The following is a 21,474-nucleotide window of genomic DNA, read 5'->3' on the forward strand; positions in this document are numbered from 1 at the left end:
CCACCGCCGCGTCGATCACCACGGTCGGGCAGCAGGTGCCGTACTCGTTCCACGTGGTCAACACCGGCGGGCTCACGCTGACCAACATCAACGTCACGGACGTCCAGGCGCCGCCGTCGTCGAACGCCAACCTCGGCCCGATCACCTGCCCCGTCACCACCCTCGCCCCCGGCGAGCGGACCGGGTGCACCGCGACCTACACCGTCACCCAGGCCGACCTCGACAACGACGGCGTCACCAACACCGCCGTCGCCCACGGCACCCCGCCCGGCGGCGGCACGCCCGTGGACTCGCCGCCCTCGACGCTGACCCTGCCGGAGACCGGCCTGGTCCCCTCGATCGCGGTGGTGAAGACGTCCACGACCACCACGATCACCACCGTCGGGCAGCAGGTGCCGTACTCGTTCCAGGTGGTCAACACGGGTGGGTTCACCCTGACCAACGTCGGCGTCACCGACGTGCAGAGCCCGCCCTCGTCGAACGCCAACCTCGGCCCGATCACCTGCCCCGTCACCACCCTCGCCCCCGGCGTGCAGACCACCTGCACCGCCACGTACACGGTCACCCAGGCCGACCTGGACTTCGGCTCGGTACGCGACACCGCGACCGCGCAGGGCACCCCACCCGGCGGTCGCCCACCCGTGCAGTCGCCGCCGTCGACGTTGACGATCCCGGGCGACGTGGTCTCGCCGGCGATCGCGCTGGTGAAGTCGTCCACCGCCGCGACCATCAGCGCGGTGGGTCAGCAGGTGCCCTACCGGTTCCTGGTGGCCAACACCGGCGGCATCACCCTGACCAACGTCAACGTCACCGACGTGCAGGACCCGCCGTCGTCCAACGCGAACCTCGGGCCGATCAACTGCCCGCAGACCACCCTCGCCCCCGGTGAGACCACCGTGTGCACCGCCACCTACACGGTCACCCAGGCCGACCTCGACCACGACGAGGTGACCGACATCGCCACCGCGCACGGCACCCCCACGGGTACGGAGGAGCCGGTCGACTCGGACCAGTCCGTGCTGACCATTCCGGCAGCCGACGTCACCCCGTCAATCTCGGTGGTCAAGTCGTCCACCACCACGTCGATCACGACAGTCGGGCAGCAGGTGCCCTACCAGTTCCTCGTGGTCAACAACGGGGGCGTCACGCTGACAAACGTCACCGTCACCGACGCGCAGACGCCACCCTCGTCGAACGCGAACCTCGGCCCGATCACCTGCCCGCAGACCACGCTCGCACCCGGCGCGGCGACCGCCTGCACCGCCACCTACACCGTCACCCAGGCCGACCTGGACAACAACGCGGTCGTTGACGTCGCCACCGCGCACGGCAACCCGCCGGGCAGTGACACACCCATCGACTCGCCACCGTCCACACTGACGATCCCGGAGAACGGACTGGTCGCCGCGATCTCGGTGATCAAGGTCTCCGAGACCGTCACGATCGGCGCGGTCGGGCAGCAGGTGCCCTACCAGTTCCACGTCGTCAACACCGGCGGCCTGACCCTGACCACCGTCAACGTCACAGACGTGCAGGCACCACCGTCGTCGAACGCCGACCTCGGGCCGATCACCTGCACGACGACCACACTCGCCCCCGGCGAGGCCACCGGCTGCACCGCCACGTATACGGTCACGCAGGCCGACCTCGACAACGGCGGGGTCACCGACACCGCCACCGCACACGGAACGCCGCCGGGCGGGGGGACACCGGTGAACTCGCCGCCCTCGACGCTGACCATCCCCGAGGCGGGGCTCGTCGCCGACATCGAGGTGATCAAGTCGTCCACGACCGTGGCGATCACCGCGGTCGGGCAGCAGGTGCCGTTCACCTTCCTGGTCGTCAACACCGGTGGCCTCACGCTCACCGGTGTGACAGTCAACGACACCGTGCTGCCGCCGTCCGAACGCGCCGTGCTCGGGCCGATCACCTGCGGTCCGCAAAACACCCCGAACGGCGCGGTGACCCTGGCCCCGGGTGCCTCCATCCAGTGCCGGGCGACCTACACGGTGACCGCGGAGGACTTCACCGGCACGGCGCTGATCAACGTCGCCACCGCCACCGGCACCCCACCGATCGGGTCGCCGCCGGTCTCCCCGCCGTCGTCGCTGGACATTCCGATCCCGCACCCGGAGATCGCCATCACCAAGACGGTCACCCCCAGCGTGGTGTCCGTGGCCGGTGACACCGTCACGTACCAGTTCGTGGTGACCAACACCGGCAACACCTCGCTCAGCGCGGTGACGGTCGACGAGACCGAGTTCTCCGGCACCGGCACGCCCGGGGCGATCACCTGCGGCACGCCGCCGGTGGCCAGCGGCAGCGTCACGCTGACGGCGGGGGCGAGCACCACCTGCACGTCGACCTACACCGTCACGGCGGCCGACATCGCGGCCGGCCGGATCACCAACACCGCCGTCGCCGCCGGCACGCCGCCGACCATCCCCGGGCAGGAACCACCGGGACCGGTACGCTCCGATCCGGCCACCGCCGAGGTCACGGCCACCCGGGGTGCGGCGATCACCGTGGTGAAGTCCAGCAGCACCGACAAGATCGGTCGGCCGGGCCAGCAGGTGCCGTTCCAGTTCGTGGTCACCAACACCGGGCAGGTGGCCCTGACCGACGTGACGGTCACCGACACCCTCACCGCGCCGGCCGCGCCCACCAACCTCGGCCCGATCACCTGCGGCCCGGACCGGACACCCAACGGGGCGGTGACCCTGGCGGCGGGCGCGGCCGTCACCTGCTCGGCGACCTACACCATCAGCAAGGCCGACTACCACCACGGGTCGGTGCGCAACACGGCGACCGCGACCGGCACCCCGCCGGACGGTCCGGCACCGGTCTCCCCCGAGTCCACCATCACCATCCCGGTGAAGGGCAAGCTCCCGGTGACCGGCGGGTCGTTCCCGATCGGGGGCTGGATGACCGCCGGCCTGCTGGCGGTGTTCCTCGGTGCCACGTTGCTGATGATCGTCCGGCAGCGGAGGACCCGCGCGTAGGGACTGTCTCACAAGGGCGGTCGAGCCGAGGCGGAGTCCGGGCGGCGATCCGGCAAGGCGTCCGGGCCCGCCGCAGGCCGGCCAGTTCTTATGAAACAGGCCCTGGTAGGCGATATCTCCGGTGGTCATGCTGCCTCGGGCGAGCAGCCAATGGCGCGGCCGGGCTGCCAGCAGATTCGCACCGGCACCCGCGCCCACCAATACTCCCGAGGCCCGTGCGCACCAGCCCCGGCGGACAGCCGACGCCACGCCCGAGCAGGAAGGTTCGCGATGAGCTGGTCGCGCGGGCAGTTCCCAGGCTGGTGGTGATCATGTCGTCGTTGCGGCGGGTCGCGACCACACAACCCCGATTTGGGTACGCCGCCCGCGCGCCACTGACCGGCGCCGAGCCGATGGCAGCCGCTTCCCGCTGCCGATGCGGGGGCGGTCGCGATGACGCCGATGGCCGAGGTGCTCAGAAACCTGGCCGGTCTTCCCTGGCTGGAACCCGGCGAACGGTCCCGCGCCGCCGACCGGGCGCACCAGTTGCAGGCGGCGGACTGGACCCGCTTGGCGGCGAGCGGGCAGATCGGCCGGACACCGGTGGCCAGGCAGGCGGTCCACCTCGGCGAGTCACGGACTCTGCTGCTGTGGCGCACCCGCTCGCGCCATCCCGTTGCGATGGACGCCCTCTGCCCGCACAAGCCGTTCAGCATGGTCGGGGCACGCCTGGTGGGCGACGCGCTGGAGTGCCCGGTGCACCGCCGGCGTTTCGGCCGAACGGCCTGTGTGTCAACCGCCCGGACGGCAAACCGGCCGAGCTGCTGATCAGCCGGACTCGCCCCCGGGAGCGGCGAGGACGCAGAGCTCATGTCCGTCAGGGTCGGTCAGGCAGATCCAGGAGACGTCGCCGCCCTGGCCCACGTCGAGATCGGCGGCACCGAGCGCGCGCAGGCGAACGGCCTGGGCGGCCTGGTCGTCGCCGGTGTCGGGCCGCAGGTCGAGGTGCAGCCGGTCGAGTGTAGGCGTGGTGCCGGGGACGCGGACGAAGGTGAGGTCCGGTCCGGTGCCGCGGCCGGACCGCAGGATGGCCCGCTCGCCGGTGACGGCAACCACGGGCCAGTCGATCGCCGCGCCCCAGAAGCGAGCCATGGCGGGCGGGTCGGTGCAGTCCATGACCACCGCGGAAATGGGGCCGGTGTCCCGGCCGGTCTCCTGCGGTCCTGGTACGCAGAACTCGTTGCCCTCCGGATCGGCCAGCAGGGCGCAGGACGCGCCGAGCCGATCGGCGCCGGCGGGTTTCGCGCCAAGCCTCTCCAACCGGGCCAGCAGCTCGGCCCGGTGTCCGGGCGAGCTGCTGGCGAGTTCGAGACGCATGCGGTTCGTTGTCGCTGTCTTCGGCTCGGGGACCGGGACGATGTCGATGCCCAGGAAGTCCGGGTCCGGCCAGACGAACTCGGCTCGCGGCCCGACGTACGTGGTGACGCCGGGGTGGAACGCGTTCCAGCCGAGCGCCTGAGCCCAGAACTCGCCGACCGCGACGGGATCGACTGCCTTGATGTTCACATGAGCCGGTCGCAGAGCCATGCCCCGATTCTAGGGAAAGCGGGCATTCGGTCATCGACACCTACCGGTTGGCGCCGGCGAGCGCGGCAGCCAGGACCGGCCCGATCTGAGTCAGCGCCGAGGGGCGCATTATCCGGAAATGGGTGGTGGCGATCTCATGGGTCGTGATGCGGCCGCCGACGTAAGGAGTCGACTCGTCGGCCAGTGCCTTCGGTCCGGCCGTGCACAGCAGCAGGTCGCCGCCGAACCGGTCGGGAGTGAAGCGGTCACGCAACCGGCCGCTGTGCTCGACCGTGGCGGATATGCGGGCGACCGTCTCCGCCGACAGGCTGGCGTCGCCGATCTCGTCCGCGAGAGCTTGCGCGCGCGTGTCGTCCTCCGGCTGCGTGGCGTCGGCCGGCTCGGCCACCGGCGCCACGCAGCCGGCACGGCCAGCAGCTCCACCCGCTGCCCGTCCCGCTCCAGCTGGACCGCGAGCGCATGGGCGACCAGACCACCGAACGACCAGGCGAGCAACCGGTAGCGTCCACTTGGTTGCACTGGAACACCGGGATGTGGGTTCTGTGCGCCCACGCCTACCTCGCCGTCACCGCCACCCACGCCAAAAAGGGGGCACCGAACCCGACCAGGACGACCTCATTCCGCTCACCCTCGGCGAGGTCCGACCTCTCCTGGCACACCTGATCACCACCATCCGACCCTTCGACCACGTCCATCGATGGTCGCGATGGCGACGCCGACACCAGCACCGCGCCAAAACAGCCCACTACCAGCGAAGACTCCAACTCCACCAGGTGCGGCTGGAGTACCAGTACTCCAACGTCACTTGAGCCGAGTGCGGGCGTCCGCAGTTTCTTCGACTGGCGGGTGCAGGCGGTTGTGGTGGTGGCCGTCCGGCGCGACCGGCATCACGGCCGGACGGCCCCGACGGCATCCACGACGAGGCTGCCGCTGCGCACCATGATCTCCACGGTGTGCGTGCCGGCGCCGAGGTTGCGCAGGGCGTACGTCTGATAGAACTCGGGAGAGGCGAGCGTGCGCGCTGCGGAGTTGACCACCGTACCGTCCACCGTGACCTGCAGGACGGCCGAGCCGTTGTTCGGCCCGATGATGTCCAGGCCGGTGCCGGCGAACGTGTAGGTCAGCGTCGAGCCGCTTCCCTGGCTGGTGGACAGGCTCCGCTGAACGTTGTACATACCCTTACCGTTTTCGTGCGCCCAGGAACCGCCGTACACCAGCTTCCTGGCGGGCGGGTTGGCCAGGTCGGACATCTCCAGGTTGTCCAGCACCTCGGAGTAGTACGCTGGGCTTCCGTCGACCGTCTCCACCCGGAGGTTGTCAAACCGGGTGAAGTAGTAGCCGCTGCCCAGCGTGATCCGGCCGGACAGCTTGGGATTCGGGTCGGTGTAGGTGGCCAGTGTGACGCCGTCGAGGTAGGCGGTCACCGTGCTTCCGACGCCCTTCAGCGCGATGTTGTGCCACGCGTTGTGCGCGGTGTTGAACCCACTGATCCGCACGCCACCGGCGCCGCTGACCACGTTGCCGCTGGCGACCGCGCTGTTGTTGACCAGCAACTGCCAGCCCCCGTCGAAGGTGAACCGCACCGAGTACGGCGCACCGTTGTCACCGTGCTGCTCGCGGATGCCCAGTCGGGCGTGGTTGGCGCCGTTCTGGGTGCTGCTGTTCTCGAAGGAGACGTCGACACTGGCCTTGTAGTTGAGCCACCGGCTGTCACCGATCCTGGTGACCGCGTCCCCCCCGTTCCACGCACCGCCCAGGCCCTGGCTCGGGCCGTCCAGCTGCTGGCGCAGCACGTAATTGGTCGATCCGTCCGGCTGGTACGCCTCGAAGGCACCGTTGCGGTCGCTGGCGTAGCGCGGGATGACGCTCTTGGCGCCGCCACGCGAAGTGATGAAGTCCTCCGTGCCCGTGATGGTGCCGCCACTGCCGATCACCGGGACCGTCTTGCCGGAGTAGTCGAAGCCGTCGGCGTAGAGGATGTTGTCGCTGGTGCTCTGCACGTCGCCGGAGATGTCGGTGTCCAGCACGGTGCGCTGGCCCTCGACCGGCAGGGGTTCCAGGTACTCGGGCTTGGTGTGGTTGGCCAGCGTCGTCACGGTGACGACCGAGTTCGGCCTGACCGTCACGGTGTACACCCCGCCGGTATCGGCCGGGACGCTGCCGAGGTGCTTCAGGTAGTTGGCGTTGAACGCCTGGCCGGGGTCGGCCGCGCGGGTTTCCCACACCTGTAGGGCCGGAGCGCCGGAGTAGGCCATGTTCACCGGCTGGAGGCGGTACGACTGGGTGTACTCGCTGTCGTTCATGAAGACCGTGGAGAAGTTGCGCCTGTCGGGCGCGGCGAGCGTGAGATAGCTGGGCGTGCCGTTGCGTCCGACCACCGGGTTCGTCCCGGTCGCTCCGGTATAGCTGGATTCGGGGACGGCGCGCCAGATACCGGCCGTGTTGCTGGAGTTCTCCCAGCCGGTCTTGGCGAACCAGCTGAAGTGCCGCAGCACGTCGATGGCGGCGTCGTAGTGCAGCCAGCCCGACCAGGGATCACGGGCGCTGACGACCTCCTTGTAGGAGTATTGCCCACCCTCGTAGAAGGACCCGATGGCCGGTTGGTAGATGAAGTTGGTCCGGCGCGAGTTGACGAACCCCTTGATGATGGTGTTTCCCATTTCCAGCGCACTGTTGGTGCCGCCGATGCCGGTTCCGACCACCGACGGGGACCGCATGTTGTTGTTGGGGCGGAAGGCGGAATTGCCGAAGGTCGCCTGTGCTTCGCTGTTCCAGATCTCCTTGTCGTAGTCCATCGCCAGGCGCTTGAAGTTGCCGGCGCTGTCGTCGTCGGGGCTGTAGTGGTAGCCGGCCGCCGCCACCACGTCACGCAGGCCGGCGTCGCTGATCATGCTGCCGCCGAACGACCCGACACCGACCTCGTCGGAGATGACGACCTTGAGCTGGTTGTACCGGGATCGCTCTGTCGAGTTGGCGAAGTCGGCACTGTCGGTCCTGACCCGGTTGGCATAGGTCTTGGTCCAGTTCAGGTCCGCCCCGCGCTCGTTGAGACCCGGGTTGACGTAGTCGACCATGAACCCGTAGGTCCGGTACGCGCTCAGGATGGTCTTCTTGAACCAGGTGTAGACCTTGTCGTTGCTGTTCACCCAGCCGGGGGAGTTCCAGCGCAGCAGGGTCACCTTGACGTTCGGGTTGACCTTCTTCGCGTCGGCCGCGAGTTGGAAGCCCTGCGCACGCTCGACGTTGGGGGTCTCGGACTCCCAACGCATGGTCGAGGGGTCCGGTCCGGTGGAGTTGTTGCGGTCGTTGCCCATCTCGATCTTCACGTTGGTGAAGACCGGACTCTCCCCACCGAAGAGGACCCGCAGCAGCTGCGCGTACGCGGTCGGGCTCTGGGCCTTGTAGTCCATCAGCAACTCGCTGGTGCTGTTGGCGCTGAGCGCACCGAAGCCCTTGAACGTCAGGCCGTTGACGTTGCCGGCGCGGATGTTGTTGCCGTCCACCGTGATCGTGCCCGATCCCGGAGTCGACACGTCAGTGACGATCCACTGCTGGTTGGTGCTGCCGCTGTTCGCGTACTGGACGAGGTTGGCGCCGTCGGACGTGCTGCCCCCGCCATCCAGGTACAGCCCGTTGGCCCGGTTCCTGAACTTGACGTAGCCGCCGGAGTCCTCCCGGGTCCACTGCTGGTTGGTGCTGCCGCTGTCACTCCACTGCCCGCAGATGGATCCGCCCGTCGTGCGGCCCATCCCGTCCAGGTACAGGCCGGTGGCCCGATTCTTGATCCGGACGTAGTCGCCGACGGCATCGATCATCCACTGCTGGTTGTCGCTCGACGACGAGGCATACTGGCCGACCGCGGCGCCGTTGGTGGTCCGGCCCATGCCGTCGATGAACTTGCCGGTGGTCCGGTTGCCCAGTTTGACGTAGGTGGCGGCTGCTTCCACGGTGAGGCCCACTGGCGTGGATGCGACCGGCATGGCTACCACGTACGTCAGGGCAAGCGCTACGACCGACAGCATGCTCAGCGCGGTGGGCCTGACCCGGGCACGGCGCGGGCTGGCTACTCCCGGAGTCTGCCGAGGCGGAGCGGATCGAGGGCTGGTCATGAGATCTCCAGTCAACCGGTCAAGGTGTGGCAGGCGACGCCTCGGACTCGCCGGCCTGCGGTGTCCAGAGGTGATACGTCTGATCGCATCGATCTATATGTATACCATCCGGATCAAGAGATGCCAGGAACCGGACCGAGACGTTCAAAAAAGATCAGACTCGAACATCCGGCAGTCAGGCCGGCTGTCCCCACAATCTGGTCGACGGCGGCGCTGCGCCAGCCACTCCACAACGTGGAGCCGCCGCCGGCATGGCCGACCATCAGCTCGTCGGGCGAGATCCACGCGGTCTCTGCGGTCATGTCCAACCCCCTGCGACGATGCGGTCGTCCGGCCTCCCCGGTGGGAGTCGGATGTGGGTGCTCGTCACCCGGCACCCCCGGGTGCCGCAGACGTCCCGCTTCTGCGTCACCCGGCGTGCCCCGCGTCAGAAGCGTGTGTCAGGGGTCTTGGACAAACCTTGCAAGAAGCCTGAGATCCCCTGCTGATCGGCACGAGATCGCTGACGTCGGGGGTCCTGGCAGCCCGGATGCCCCGATTGCACCGATCGGTGTTGATCAGGCCGGTCGGGCCCGGACGTGCAGCCGCTCCCCCTGCGGGCCGAAGAGGCTGAGAGCCTCGGCGACGCCGGGCCCGGGGTTGAGGACGAGGTGCGGAACGCGGGTGTCGAACTCGGCCACCTCGCCCGGGGCCAGGGTCAGGTCGCGGTCGCCGAGCAGCAGGCGTAACCGGCCGGAGAGCACGTAGAGCCACTCGTACCCCTCGTGGGTCTGCGGGGTCCGCTCCCCGGCCGTGGGATCCGGCGGGAAGATCTGTTTGAACGCCCGCAGGCCACCCGGTCGGCGGGTCAGCGGCAGGAACGTGACGCCGTGGATGACGATCGGCTTGGGGCGTACCCGGGGGTCGCCGGTGGCCGGCGCGTCCACCAGCTCGTCCAACGCCACCTGATAGGCCCTCGCCAGCGGGAGCAGCAGTTCCAGGGTGGGCCGGCGACTGCCGGACTCCAGCCGGGACAGGGTGCTCACGGAGATGCCGGTCAGGTCGGCGAGCTGGGCCAGCGTGGTCCCTCGCTGGTGGCGCAGGGCGCGCAGCCGCGGGCCGACGGCCGTCAGCGCGGCGGTGTCCTCGTTTGCCATAACAGCAAGAATAGTTGTCACTCTGCCGGCGACGACGGATGGTGGGCTCAACCGACAAGGTAAGAGGGGGAACCGGTGGACGAGACATACGACGTGGTGGTGGTGGGCGGCGGTGCAGCGGGGCTCAGCGGGGCCCTGGCGCTGAGCCGGGCGCGACGGTCGGTGCTGGTGATCGACGCCGGCGAGCCGCGCAACGCGCCCGCCGGCCACGTGCACAACTACCTGGGACGCGAGGGGACGCCGCCGGGCGAGCTGTTCGCGGCCGGGAGGGCCGAGGTCGCCGGGTACGGCGGGCAGTTCCGCGCCGGGCTGGTACGGGCCGTGACCCGCGACGACGACGGGTTCCGGCTCGACCTCGACGACAGCACTCCGGTGCGGGCCCGTCGACTGCTGGTGGCGACCGGGCTGACCGACGAGCTGCCCGACGTGCCCGGGCTGGCCCAGCGGTGGGGGCGCGACGTGCTGCACTGCCCGTACTGCCACGGTTGGGAGGTCCGGGACCAGCGGATCGGGGTGCTGGCGACCGGGCCGCTGGCCGTGCACCAGGCCGAGATGTGGCGGCAGTGGAGTTCCGAGGTGCTGCTCCTGCTGCACGACGCTCCGGCACCGGATGCGGAGGCCGCCGAGCGGCTCGCCGCCCGCAGCATCGCGGTGGTGCCGGGTCCGATCGCCGCGGTGGAGGTGACCGACGACGTGCTGACCGGCGTACGGCTCGCCGACGGGCGGGTGGTCGCACTGGACGCGGTCGTGGTCGGGACGCGGCTGACGCCCCGCGCCGGTCTGCTGGTGGGGCTGGGCCTCGCTCCGCAGGAGGTGACGATGGGTGAGCACGTGATCGGTGCGCAGATCCCGGCCGACGCCACCGGGGCGACGAGTGTGCCGGGTGTCTGGGTGGCCGGCAACGTCGCCGACATCCGCGGTCAGGTCATCACGTCCGCCGCTGCCGGTCTGACCGCCGGCGCGGCGATCAACGCCGATCTCATCGCGGAGGACACCCGCGCGGCGGTGGCCGCGTACCGGCAGGTGGTGGCCACCGCGTTCGAGGAGCCGGCGTGGGAGGAGCGCTACCGGTCCAGGCCCGCGGTGTGGAGTGGCCAGCCGAACCCACAACTTGTCGCCGAGGTCGCGGACCTGGCCCCGGGGCGCGCGCTGGACGTGGGCAGCGGTGAGGGCGCCGACGCGGTGTGGTTGGCCGAGCGCGGCTGGCGGGTGACGGCTGTGGACATCTCCACCACCGCGTTGAGCCGAGCCAGCGCGCACGCCGACACCGTCGGCGTCGGCGACCGGATCGAGTTCACCCACGCCGACCTGCGCGACAAGCCGCCCGCCGAGCAGGCGTACGACCTGGTGTCCGCGCAGTTCATGCACCTGCCCCCGGTGCAGCGGGGCGAGTTGTTCGCCCGGCTGGCCGAGGCGGTGGCACCCGGTGGCGTCCTGCTGATCGTCGGGCACCACCCGTCGGACCTGTGGACGTCGGCGCGCCGGATGCACATGCCGGACATGATGTTCACCGCGCAGGACGTGGCCGCCACCCTGAACCCGTCCGACTGGGAGGTGTTGGCCGCCGAGGCCCGCCCCCGCCCGGCCACCAGCCCGGACGGCGAGCAGATAACCCTGCACGACGCCGTCCTACTGGCCCGCCGCCGCTAGCCCGGCCCGATCCTCGTCGATCATGGAGTTGTGGTGCCGGAATGGTGGTGGTCCACGACCTATGTCACCCACCACAACTCCATCATCGACGCGGGACAGGGGGCCTCTGCGAGACGTGGTGGGGCGGGACTTCGCATGCCATCGGCTCGGCGGTAGCGTTGCGCCACACTGACGGCCCGCGGGGCAGGCGACCGCCGACCCGCACGCCCCCGATCGTACGGAGGATGGTGCATGTCCATCGGCGCTGAGCCGCACGCAGCACGCGACGATGCGGCCTCCCGGCCGAGCTTCGAGCTCGCCCTGCGCGGCTATGACAAACGCCAGGTGGATCGGCACCTGGAGCAGCTCGACGGTCAGATCGCGATGCTGAGCGGCGAGCACGGGCGCTCCGCGGTCCGGGTCCGTGAGCTGACCGCCGAGGTGCAGCGGTTGCGCGCCGAGCTGGCCGAGATGCGGGAGCAACCCGTGCAGGTGGACCGTGCCTCGATCCACGACCTGGGCCCGATGGTCGCCGAGATCATGACGCTCGCCGACAAGCAGGCTGCCATGATCATCGAGTCGGCCACCGACCGGGCGAACGAGCTGCGCAGCGAGTCGGAGCGGATCCTCGCCGACACCCGTGAGCGGGCCGCGCAGGCACGGCAGGACCTGTCCGAGGAGTTGGCGACCCGGCGTTCCGAACAGGAGCAGGCGCACGAGGAGCGGCGCACCCTGGCCGAGGCCGAGTTGACCGCGATCCGCGAGCACGCCGAGCAGTTGCGCGCCGACGGTGAGGCCGCACACGAGCGCGCGCAGCACGAGGCGAAACGGATCACCGAGCAGAGCGCCCAACAGCTCAACCAGACCCGGGTCGCCGCCGACGCGCTGATGAAGTCGGCCCGTACCCAGATCCAGCAGGAGCTCCAGTCGGCCCGCGCCAAGAACCAGCAGGAGATGGCCCAGTGGCAGGCCAGCGTGGAGCGGGAGGTCAACGAGCGGCGCACGGCCGCCGAGCAGGACATCGCCGAGCAGCAGGCCGCCGCCGAACAGGAGCTCGCCGAGCAGCGCAGCGCCACCGAGCAGCAGATCGCCGCGCTGCTGGCCGAGGCCCAGCAGCACGTGACCGAGTTGCGTAACCGGGCCGACGAGCAGGCCGCCACGCACCAGGAGCAGCTCACCGCCCTTCAGCAGGAGATCGCCGAACGCCGGCAGGAGGCCGGGGAGCTGCACGCCGAGCTGGACACCGCCCGCCAGCAGCTCGCCGAGATCCAGCAGGAGGGCGAGACGCTGGAGGACGAGCTGGCGCGGATGCAGCAGCGGCTCGGCGAGGTCCGCCGGGACCTCACCGCCGAGAGCGCCCGCCTGGAGGAGGCCCGCCGTGCCGGGGACTCCGCCGAACGGCACGCCAAGGAGGTACGCGCCCGGGTGCAGCGGGAGGCCAAGCGGGTCGCCGACCTCGCCGCCGCCGCGGTCATGGCGGCGGCAGCCGGTGGTCCGGAGACCGCCGAGTACCCGATGGTGGGCACCCGGTCCGGCATCGACCGGCCGAGCGTTGACCGGCCCGCCGTCGACCGGACCGGTCAGGGGCGGGCCGACGCCGACCAGTCCGGCGACGAGCAGTCCGTTACTGATCAGCCGAGGGCCGACCGGTCCGGTGCCGAGCCAACCGATCGTGAACGCGTCGACGAGCCGACCACTGTGGACGAGCCGGTGGCCGCGTCCACCGACCGGACGGCCGCCCCGGACGGGCACATCCAGGAGCCCGAGCGGATCTTCACCCGGCCGGACGCCCCGACGCCCGTGCCGTTCCTGGCCTTCGGCCAGCCGGTCAGCGAGAACGGCGCGGCCCGGCACTGATCACGGCCACCTGTCGTTCCGGGCCCGGAGCGCACGGGCCCGGGACGACGACCCGGGTATGGGTGCCAACCCGCGACGGCGACGACCCGATCAGATCGCGTGCCCGGACGCCACCGCCCCTGTGAGTCGGCGCTCGCCCTCTTGCTCGCCGCACCGGGTGCCGGGTTGGGTAGGCGCATGGCTCTTCGAGGCCATCCACTGATGATCCCTTGACCCGATGCCCACCACCACCGGCCTCGTTCGGGTCATGCCGAGAACGGCACCGACCGGACCCTTGCGGACAACCCTCTCAACGACGGTTGGCCTGGGGCGATTCTGCCCGGAACGGGGTCGCCGGTCTCCCCGGAGCTGGCAGGCTGGGCTGGCCGTCGCGCACCAGCGGTGGCCGCCGGCCTGCCCGGTGACCGAGAGGAGCGCCCGGTGACCGACGGACCTGAGGAGTTCGACCTGCTCGTCGTGGGCGGCGGCAAGGCCGGAAAGACGTTGAGTATGGACGTCGCCCGCTCCGGGCAGCGGGTCGCCATGGTCGAACGCGGCATGATCGGCGGCAGCTGCATCAACGTCGCGTGCATCCCGACGAAGGCCCTGGTGACCAGCGCCCGGGCGGCCCGCCTGCTGCGTGACGCGTCCGCGCTCGGCCTGAGCGTGCAGGGCGGACGGGTCGACGTGGACCTGTTGCGTGCGCACAAGCAGGACGTCGTCGAGGGGATGGTGGCCGCCAACCGGCAGCAGTTCCTCGACTCCGGCCTGCACCTGGTGATCGGCGAGGCCCGGTTCGTCGGCCCCCGGACCGTACGGGTGTCGCTCGCCGACGGCGGTGAGCGGTTGCTGCGCGGCGACGACGTGGTGATCAACACGGGTACGCGTCCACATCTGCCCTCCGTGCCCGGGATGGCCGAGGCCGGGGTGCTGACCAGCGACGAGCTGCTGCGCCTGGACCGGTTGCCGGCCCGGCTGGTGGTGCTCGGCGGCGGCACCGTCGGGGTGGAGTTCGCGCAGATGTTCGCGTCGTTCGGCAGCGCGGTGACGCTTGTCGAGGGCGGCCCCCGGTTGCTCCCCCGGGAGGACCCGGACGTGAGTGACGCGGTGCTGCGGGTCTTCCTCGACGACGGCATCGACGTCCGCGTCGGCATCGCCGTCGCCCGCGTCGACCGTGACGTGGACGGCACGCTCCGGGTGACGCTTGACGACGGCAGCCTGGTGACCGGAGATGACGTGCTGGTGGCGGCCGGGCGGGAACCGGTCACCGACGGGCTCGGCCTGGACGTGGCCGGCGTACGCCTCAACGAGCGGGGCTTCGTGCAGGTCGACGAGCACCTGCGCACCAGCGCCGAGCGGACCTGGGCGGCCGGTGACGTCGCCGGCAGCCCGCAGTTCACCCACGTCTCGCTGGACGACTACCGGATCATCCGGGCGAACCTCGCGGGTGGACAGCGCAGCACCGCCGACCGGCTCATCCCGTACACCGTCTTCACCACCCCGGAGCTGGCCCGGGTCGGGCTCACCGAGACCGAGGCGCGCCGCGCCGGGTACGACATCGAGGTGGCCCACCTGCCGGTCGCCGCGATCCCCCGGGCGCGCACCCTGCGCCAGACCCAGGGCATGTGGAAGGCGGTCATCGACACCGCCACCGACCGGATCCTCGGCGCGGCGCTGCTCGGCGCCGAGGCCGGCGAGGTGATCACCTCGGTACAGTTGGCGATGCTCGCCGGGATGCCGTGGACCGCCCTGCGCGACGCGGTCATCACCCACCCGACCATGACCGAGGGGCTCAACCTGCTCTTCGCCTCGCTCAAACCCCGCCCGGTCCGCTGAGGGCCGCGACTTCCGTCGGAGCGCTCGATTCGCGTACGCGTCTAGCATCCGGGCATGGCCCTGACCCACGCGACAAGCCACGGCCACGACGCGGCACGCTTCTTCGGGCCGCTCGTCGACCTGTACGAGTGTGTCTACGCCGAGCCGCCGTACGAGGAGGGCCCCGACCAGGTGTCCCGTTTCCGCGACAACCTGCCCGGCGAGGCCGCCCGGCCCGGTTTCACCATCGTGACCGTCGCCGATGGCCCCTCCCTGGTCGGTGCGGCCTACGGGTGGACCATGTCGGCCGGGAACTGGTGGTCCCGAGCCGACGCCGAACCGCCCGCGCGGATCCGTGCGGCGTCGAAGCTGGCGGTGATGGAGTGGATCGTCCACCCGCTGCGCCGTGGCGAGGGAGTCGGCGCGGAGCTGATGCGCCGGCTGCTCGCCGACCGGCCGGAGCGGTACGCCACTCTCGCCTCGGACCCCCGCTCTCGGGCACGGGAGATCTACGCGCGCAACGGGTGGTGGCAGGTCGGCACGTCGGCCCTGCCGTGGGGCCCGCCCATGGATCTGCTCGTCCGTGACCTCGACCCGAGGCCGGTCCGCTGAGGACCACAGGGCACGACTACGCGGCGGCAATCTCGTCGCGTACCCGTTGTTGGAAGGCACGGGCCTGTGCCCCGGTGGGCGGGGGCCCGCCGTGGCGTGCGGCGATCGCCCGGCCGATCACCTCGGCCGGCTCGTCGGCGTCGAGCAGCCGCTGACCGGCGGCGACCTTGGCCAGCCAGACGCCGTCGCGGTGGCGCACCAGCGACCGGCAGGCGCCGAGCACGGCGTCCTCGGTGCCGGGCGCGGGCCTGTCGTCCGGTGGGGTCGGCAGGGCCAGCCACCAGGACAGCGCGTCGACGAGCAGGCGACGCAGGTCGGCCGGGGCGAGGTCGGCGAAGGCGTCCGCCGCCGGCAGGCCGAGCAGCGGCAGCCCACTCTGGTGCAGGATGCTGCGGTCCAGCCCGTACCAGAAGCGGCCGTCGCCGACCGGTCGGTCGGCGGGGTCGAGGGTGCACCGGAACGGCATGCCGGACCCGGTGTTCAGCTCGACCTCGAAGCCCGGCTCGGGGGTTGCGGAGGCGGCCACGTCCCGCCGGTACGCGACGAGTTCCAGCCCGCGCGCCGGGCAGGGCAGGGCCTCGTGCCGTAGCCGCGCCACCAACGTCCGCTTGACGGTGTCGGTGAGCGGTCCGGTGCTGACCAACGCCACGTCGACGTCACTGCGGCCGGCCTGGTACGCGCCGAGCCCCACCGAGCCGGCCGCGTACGCGCCGACCAGGTCGGCACCGAGCACGTCCCGGGAGGCGGCGACCAGGTCGTCAAGATAGCGCTGGAGAGCGGAGTCCACGGGCCATCATGGCGCACGGGTCGGAGCCGGGCGGAACTACCCCGCGTAGAGCAGCAGCAGACCGGCGACGGTGTAGGCGACCATCAGGGCCAGCAGCGGTAGCTGACCGGCCACCGCACGGGCCCGGGGAAACAGGTACAGGGCACGGTCGTGGGCGAGCAGCGTGCCGACCAGGTGTCCGAGGACGATGACGGTGATCTGGAGGCTGGCCACCCCGGAGGGCGTGACCAGCCCGGTGTACGGCTCCCGGTCGGCGGTGCCGAGCCAGTTGGCGCCCGTGCCCAGCGGGTCGGAGAGCAGCGCGACGGTGCGTTGACCTTCCAGGATCAGCAACGAGTAGTAGTGCGCCACCACGTAGCCCACCGCGATCGGCACGATCGAGTGGGCGATCTCGCCCGGCACCGCTCGGGCGTCGGCCGGGTCGGCTCGCCCGATGCGGGCCGCGGCCGCGGTGGCGAGCAGGTACGCCACCGCGACGGCGGCGATGACCAGGACCAGCCCACCGCTGCCGGTGACCGCCGGGTGCAGGCCGTTCTCCTGGCTGAAGCGCAACCAGCCCGGCGCGTTGGACAGGCTGTCGTACATCGTCGAGCCGAGCAGCACGATCACCACGGCGACCAGCCCAGGGCGGGGCCGCAGGCCGGCGATCCCGTCGAGCGGATTGCGCCAGACCAGTACGCCGTCGGCGGCACGGCCGATCGGGGCGAGCTGACCGATCAGGGTGCCGTACACCTCGAAGGGGTCGGCGCGGTCGAACCAGCCGGCCCCGAACAGGGTCGCCCCGACCAGCATGACCACCGCGTACGCGGCGAGCCAGGCGGTGATCACCGGCAGGGTGGCCCGTTCGGGTGCGACAAGTTCCAGCCAGACGAACCCGAACAGCGTGACGGCACCCGGCCACAGCCCCACACCGGGTGGCAGCACCCGAAGCCCCCGGTCCGGGTTGCGACGCGTCGCCAGCGCGGCGAGCAGATGCACCGTACGCAGCGGGTTGAGCGCCCGCCAGACCGGTCCGAGCAGCAGTGACAGTGGGGCCAGCCCGACCCAGAGCAGCACGTAGAGCGCGCCGGCGCTCGGATTGTCCGCGGTGTCCGGCCCGCCCAGCAGACCTAGGCAGAACCAGGCGGCGGCGAGCAGGCCGAGCCCGCGCAGCGCCCACCGCAACGGGTGTGCGTCGACGAGCCGGGCGAGCCGTCGCGGCACCGGCTGGCCGCCGGTCGCGTCCCGATCGAGTCGGGGTTCGCGCCAGAGCAGGCCCAGCGCGAGGAACGTGACGACGAGGGTCAGTGCGGCGGCGACGACCAGCTGCGGCAGGGTGATCGGTAGGTCCTGGCGGCCACCGACGCCGTGTGCCAGCAGCGTCGCGGGGCCGCTCATCTCGCTCAGCGGACGACGAGCTGGAAGAGCACCAGCTCGGTCTCGTGCGTCTCCACCTCGAACAGACCGGTCTTGTCGGCCCGGAACTCCACCGAGCCGGGCTTACCGGCCGGCAGCCGAGCGCCCAGGTCGTAGCCGTGCACGTGCAGCTCGTCCGACACGTCCGAGGTGACGGTGATCCGGACCAGCTGTCCCTTACCCACGGTGATCCGTCCGGTCGGCGGACTGATCCGCCGCTTGGCGATCGTCACGACGATCTCGTGGTCCGCCGCCGGTGCGCTGGATGACGGGCTGGCCGTCGGGGTCGGCGCGGTGGTGGCGGCGCTCGGCGGGGCGGCGGACGTGGCCGGCGCGGTGGGGGTGGTCACGGACGGGTCGTCGTCGTGCCCGCAGCCAGCGATGAGCAGGGCGGTGAGGAGAGCGGCGGTGCGGGCGGCAGCGGCGCGGAGGGTGGGGGTACGGACGAACACGGGCGGGCTCCGAACGACGCGAGGGGGACGGGTGGCGGGGTGATCGTCGGGGAGGAGAACTCTACGTCTTGTTCGGCGACGGCGACATGACCATGATGAACGAATGCGATCGAGGCTCATCACTGTGCGTCACACCCTGAGCCGCGCCGTGGCGGCGTTGGCCGCGACGCTCGTGGTGTCGCTGCTGCTGCCCACCGCTCCGGCGTCCGCGCACGGTCAGCTGGCGACCTCCACCCCGCTGACCGGCACGGTCGTGCGCGAGCCGCTGACCCAACTGGCCCTGTACTTCACCGAGAAGCCGGCCACGAACGCGCACTTCACCATCGTCGGGCCGAACGGCTCGCGGGTGGACAGCGGCTGGTCCTCCGGCGAACCGAAGCGGCTGGACAAGCCGGTCACGGAATATTTCAAGGTCAACGGCGTGTTCGAGCCACGGCTCTACCACACCGGCTTCCCGGCCCTGGTGACCGTCGCGCACTGGCCGGCGAAGGGCCGCTACACCGCCAGCTACCTCTCCGTCGCCTCGGACGGCGAGGCGGTGCGGGGCAGCGTCACCTTCGACTACCAGGGACGCAGCACGGCGGCGCCGGCCGGTTGGACGGCACCCACGGCGGGGCCGGACCCGGCGCTGCTGGCCCAGGCCGAGGGCGAGGGGTCGGCCGCCCCCGCGGCGACCGACAGCCCGGTGGCCCCGACCGGGGCTCCGCCCGCCGCCAGCGAGGAGCGCTCCGGTGGCGGGTTTCCGGCCTGGCTGGTCCCGGCCCTGATCGTCGTCGTGGTCGCCGCGATCGTGCTGGTGGCGGCCCGCCGTCGACCCGCCGCGCGCGCAGCCACCCCGCCGAGCCGTCGGCCCGCCGGCCCGGCGGGCAGGGGCGGCACCCCGGCCCGGCGGCCCGGCAAACGATCCGGCGGTCCGGTCCGACGCGGTCGGCGGTAGGCCGGCGGCCCGGCCCGACACGGACCGGCAGGTGGCGGTGGACTGGGGCTCAGGTCAGGGCGGATGGGAAGCAGCGGCGCGGTCGTCTCCACCGGGAGGGGCGGCGGGTCGGGCCGCGCTCGTTCAGCGGAACAGCACCGGCCGGTTCCCGCGGGCGCCGACGAACTGACCGTGGATGTTGATGTCCTCGATCACGTCGGTCTCCCGCACGCCCCGGGTGGTCAGGTCGGTCATCGCCCCGTCGCGCCAGAGGAACGGGTGCCACTGCGCGGTGGTGGTGCTCTGGCCCACCACCACGCCCCGGTCGTTGATCGCGGTGGCCCGACTCCAGTCGCCGCCGAGCGTACCCAGGTCGGTAAGTATCCCGTTCTGCCAGCGGAAGGCCCGCCCGTTGGCCGCGCCCACCACCTGGCCCCGGTTGTTGACGCCGACGGCCTCGCTGCCGATCTGGGTTAGCACCCCGTCGCGCAGCCGGCCGCCGACGCAGGTGCACGGATAGTCCTGCGGCGGCACGTTCCACCCGCCCACCACGTCACCGGCGTTGTTGACATCGGCGGTGAACTCGTAGAAGTACTCCCGGCCCAGGTCGGTGAAGGTGCCGTCCCGCCACAGGAACCGGTGCGGCATGTCGCCGGCGGGTTCGCTGGTGCCGAGCACCTGCCGCCGGTCGTTGACGCCGATCGCCACGCTGTTCTCCCCGCCCAGGGTGCCCAGGTCGAGGAGGTGACCGTTGCGCCAGAGCACCGCCCGGGTCAGGTAGTCGGCGCCGAACGAGGTGATCGCCACGTCGCCGAACTCGTTGACGTCCACGGCTGTGGAATCCGTGTCACCCGGCAGCACGCCGAGGTCGGTGATGACGCCGTGGCGCCAGCGCACCGCGTGCCGGGCGCCGCTGGCGACGGTGCTCCAGCCGACGATGTCGCCGCGGTCGTTCATCGCCGTCGCGGCGCCGTCTCCCCCGGCCAGCGTGCCGAGGTCGACGACCCGGTAGGTGTGCGGGGACGCGGCGGCGGGAACGGGGGCAAGGGTGGTCAGGGCGACGACTGTCGTCGTCGCGACGGTCAGCAGGGAACGCGGGGACAGCACGGACGCCAAGGGAACGCTCCTCGCATCGGAGCGGCGAAGGCCCGCGGGCGGGCACGACCGGACCTCACCACTGCGCGTTCAAACGGTCACGCACAGTAGAACCGGCATCGCGCCCGGCACGCCAGGGACCGAACGGTCATCGATGCCTGGTCGTCCGGCGGCACACGCGTGGGTCAGGGGCCGTGCGGCAGTGGCTGGGCCAGCGCCCGCAGATCCGACGGGAGTTGGGCCAGGGCGTCCTCGAACTCCCGGTGCCCGACCACCCGGTGCATCGTCTGCAGGACGGCCCGGGCACCCCGCTCGGCGGCGGATCTGTCGATCCCGGCGCGGTCGGCCACCCGGCGCAGGAACTCGTCGTAGCCGAACGCCTCGGGCGGCTCCGCGGCCTTGACCAGCAGCGGGCTCAGCTCGTCGGCCAGGTGCGGGGCCAGCGCGCCCGCCTCACCACCGCTGAGGCGCTCGGTGAGGGTCCGCAGAACAGCCTCGGTCAGTGGTCGCGCCTGCTCCGGCGCAATGCCCGCCCGCGCGGCAACCTTGTCGACGAACCCCAGCTCGGCCATGCCCCCGCCCTTCACCTCGGAAAGGCGTGCCTACCCCGGCCGACCGGTGGCAAACCCCGCCCACCGACCCGGACGCCCACCGGCGCGCACGGCCGGCGAGCCCTGGTCGCGCGCCCGCCCGGTCGTTCTGTTCGTTGCTCCGCGCGGGGCCGTCACCTTCTCGTACGGTGAGGTCGGACCGGGAAACCGACGGCGGCCCGTGCCACAGGAGGAGCAGATGGCGGTGGACCTACCCGACGTGCTCGACAGGTACTTCCGGGCTGTCAACGACCGGGACCTGGATGCCTTCGTCGCCTGCTTCGCGGACACCGCGAGCGTCGCCGACGAGGACCGGCTCTACGACGGACGGGCCTCCATCCGCGCCTGGCGGCAGAAGGCGATGGATGCCTACACCTACACGGCCGAGCCGGTCGGTGTCACACCGCAGGCCGGCGACTCGTACCTGGTCCGCATCCGGCTGTCCGGCGACTTCCCCGGCAGCCCGATCGAGCTGCGCTACCGGTTCACCCTGCGCGGCGACCTGATCGGCGCCCTGGACATCCGCCCGTAGCA

At 71.4% G+C, this 21,474-nt stretch carries 18 protein-coding genes and 1 pseudogene; 8 read left to right on the forward strand and 11 right to left on the reverse strand.

Annotated features, from left to right (window positions below; all coding sequences use genetic code 11):
• The first annotated feature begins 1,772 nt into the window (after nt 1–1,772).
• Both ACGFIW_RS17185 and ACGFIW_RS17190 read left to right on the forward strand, forming a co-directional pair.
• Complete coding sequence (locus tag ACGFIW_RS17185; RefSeq protein ID WP_393316487.1) at nt 1,773–3,002, forward strand: hypothetical protein; 1,230 nt, start codon at nt 1,773–1,775, stop codon at nt 3,000–3,002.
• 432 nt (nt 3,003–3,434) lie between these two features.
• On the forward strand, nt 3,435–3,809 hold the full coding sequence (locus ACGFIW_RS17190) for a Rieske (2Fe-2S) protein (RefSeq protein ID WP_393316077.1): 375 nt from the start codon (nt 3,435–3,437) through the stop codon (nt 3,807–3,809).
• Here ACGFIW_RS17190 and ACGFIW_RS17195 read toward each other — a convergent pair whose 3' ends face one another.
• From ACGFIW_RS17195 to ACGFIW_RS17220, 6 genes and pseudogenes are all read right to left on the reverse strand, one after another.
• Complete coding sequence (locus tag ACGFIW_RS17195) at nt 3,810–4,568, reverse strand: VOC family protein (protein ID WP_393316080.1); 759 nt, start codon at nt 4,566–4,568, stop codon at nt 3,810–3,812. It abuts the gene before it with no gap.
• Nucleotides 4,569–4,608: 40 nt separating this feature from the next.
• Nucleotides 4,609–4,956 (reverse strand): hypothetical protein, encoded by a 348-nt coding sequence (locus ACGFIW_RS17200; RefSeq protein WP_393316501.1) that lies wholly within the window; start codon nt 4,954–4,956, stop codon nt 4,609–4,611.
• 44 nt (nt 4,957–5,000) lie between these two features.
• A pseudogene (locus ACGFIW_RS17205) lies at nt 5,001–5,147 on the reverse strand (hypothetical protein); the annotation flags it as partial.
• Between the two features lie 308 nt (nt 5,148–5,455).
• A complete protein-coding gene (locus tag ACGFIW_RS17210) occupies nt 5,456–8,590 on the reverse strand; it encodes an RICIN domain-containing protein (protein WP_393316083.1) in 3,135 nt (1,044 codons plus the stop codon).
• A gap of 200 nt (nt 8,591–8,790) precedes the next feature.
• On the reverse strand, nt 8,791–8,979 hold the full coding sequence (locus ACGFIW_RS17215; protein WP_393316087.1) for a hypothetical protein: 189 nt from the start codon (nt 8,977–8,979) through the stop codon (nt 8,791–8,793).
• A 255-nt stretch (nt 8,980–9,234) separates the two neighbouring features.
• Nucleotides 9,235–9,813 (reverse strand): helix-turn-helix domain-containing protein, encoded by a 579-nt coding sequence (locus tag ACGFIW_RS17220; protein WP_393316090.1) that lies wholly within the window; start codon nt 9,811–9,813, stop codon nt 9,235–9,237.
• A gap of 75 nt (nt 9,814–9,888) precedes the next feature.
• Between ACGFIW_RS17220 and ACGFIW_RS17225 the strand changes: the two genes are divergently transcribed.
• From ACGFIW_RS17225 to ACGFIW_RS17240, 4 genes are all read left to right on the forward strand, one after another.
• Nucleotides 9,889–11,463 (forward strand): FAD-dependent oxidoreductase, encoded by a 1,575-nt coding sequence (locus ACGFIW_RS17225; protein WP_393316093.1) that lies wholly within the window; start codon nt 9,889–9,891, stop codon nt 11,461–11,463.
• 231 nt (nt 11,464–11,694) lie between these two features.
• Nucleotides 11,695–13,299 (forward strand): DivIVA domain-containing protein, encoded by a 1,605-nt coding sequence (locus ACGFIW_RS17230; RefSeq protein ID WP_393316096.1) that lies wholly within the window; start codon nt 11,695–11,697, stop codon nt 13,297–13,299.
• Nucleotides 13,300–13,719: 420 nt separating this feature from the next.
• The gene (locus tag ACGFIW_RS17235; protein ID WP_393316099.1) at nt 13,720–15,114 is read left to right on the forward strand and encodes a dihydrolipoyl dehydrogenase family protein; all 1,395 of its coding nucleotides are present in this window, start codon (nt 13,720–13,722) and stop codon (nt 15,112–15,114) included.
• Nucleotides 15,115–15,168: 54 nt separating this feature from the next.
• On the forward strand, nt 15,169–15,705 hold the full coding sequence (locus ACGFIW_RS17240; protein ID WP_393316102.1) for a GNAT family N-acetyltransferase: 537 nt from the start codon (nt 15,169–15,171) through the stop codon (nt 15,703–15,705).
• A 16-nt stretch (nt 15,706–15,721) separates the two neighbouring features.
• Here ACGFIW_RS17240 and ACGFIW_RS17245 read toward each other — a convergent pair whose 3' ends face one another.
• The 3 genes from ACGFIW_RS17245 to ACGFIW_RS17255 are packed head-to-tail and all read right to left on the reverse strand — an operon-like array spanning nt 15,722 to nt 18,339.
• Complete coding sequence (locus ACGFIW_RS17245; RefSeq protein ID WP_393316105.1) at nt 15,722–16,492, reverse strand: nucleotidyltransferase domain-containing protein; 771 nt, start codon at nt 16,490–16,492, stop codon at nt 15,722–15,724.
• A 36-nt stretch (nt 16,493–16,528) separates the two neighbouring features.
• Entirely contained in the window at nt 16,529–17,869 is a 1,341-nt protein-coding gene (locus ACGFIW_RS17250; protein ID WP_393316108.1) for a hypothetical protein, read from the reverse strand.
• Between the two features lie 5 nt (nt 17,870–17,874).
• Nucleotides 17,875–18,339 (reverse strand): hypothetical protein, encoded by a 465-nt coding sequence (locus ACGFIW_RS17255; RefSeq protein WP_393316111.1) that lies wholly within the window; start codon nt 18,337–18,339, stop codon nt 17,875–17,877.
• Nucleotides 18,340–18,463: 124 nt separating this feature from the next.
• On the opposite strand from ACGFIW_RS17255, the gene ACGFIW_RS17260 reads away from it, so the two are divergent.
• A complete protein-coding gene (locus ACGFIW_RS17260; RefSeq protein ID WP_393316113.1) occupies nt 18,464–19,276 on the forward strand; it encodes a copper resistance protein CopC in 813 nt (270 codons plus the stop codon).
• Between the two features lie 123 nt (nt 19,277–19,399).
• Here ACGFIW_RS17260 and ACGFIW_RS17265 read toward each other — a convergent pair whose 3' ends face one another.
• Together ACGFIW_RS17265 and ACGFIW_RS17270 are read right to left on the reverse strand one after the other, a co-directional pair.
• On the reverse strand, nt 19,400–20,362 hold the full coding sequence (locus tag ACGFIW_RS17265) for a hypothetical protein (protein WP_393316490.1): 963 nt from the start codon (nt 20,360–20,362) through the stop codon (nt 19,400–19,402).
• Nucleotides 20,363–20,535: 173 nt separating this feature from the next.
• Nucleotides 20,536–20,922 carry a DUF2267 domain-containing protein gene (locus tag ACGFIW_RS17270; RefSeq protein WP_393316116.1) on the reverse strand — a complete coding sequence of 129 codons (387 nt, stop codon included), beginning with the start codon at nt 20,920–20,922 and terminating at the stop codon, nt 20,536–20,538.
• A 217-nt stretch (nt 20,923–21,139) separates the two neighbouring features.
• On the opposite strand from ACGFIW_RS17270, the gene ACGFIW_RS17275 reads away from it, so the two are divergent.
• Nucleotides 21,140–21,472 carry a nuclear transport factor 2 family protein gene (locus ACGFIW_RS17275; RefSeq protein WP_393316118.1) on the forward strand — a complete coding sequence of 111 codons (333 nt, stop codon included), beginning with the start codon at nt 21,140–21,142 and terminating at the stop codon, nt 21,470–21,472.
• Nucleotides 21,473–21,474 lie beyond the last annotated feature (2 nt).

The organism is Micromonospora sp. NPDC048935 (assembly GCF_043197875.1).
Lineage (GTDB): Bacteria > Actinomycetota > Actinomycetes > Mycobacteriales > Micromonosporaceae > Micromonospora.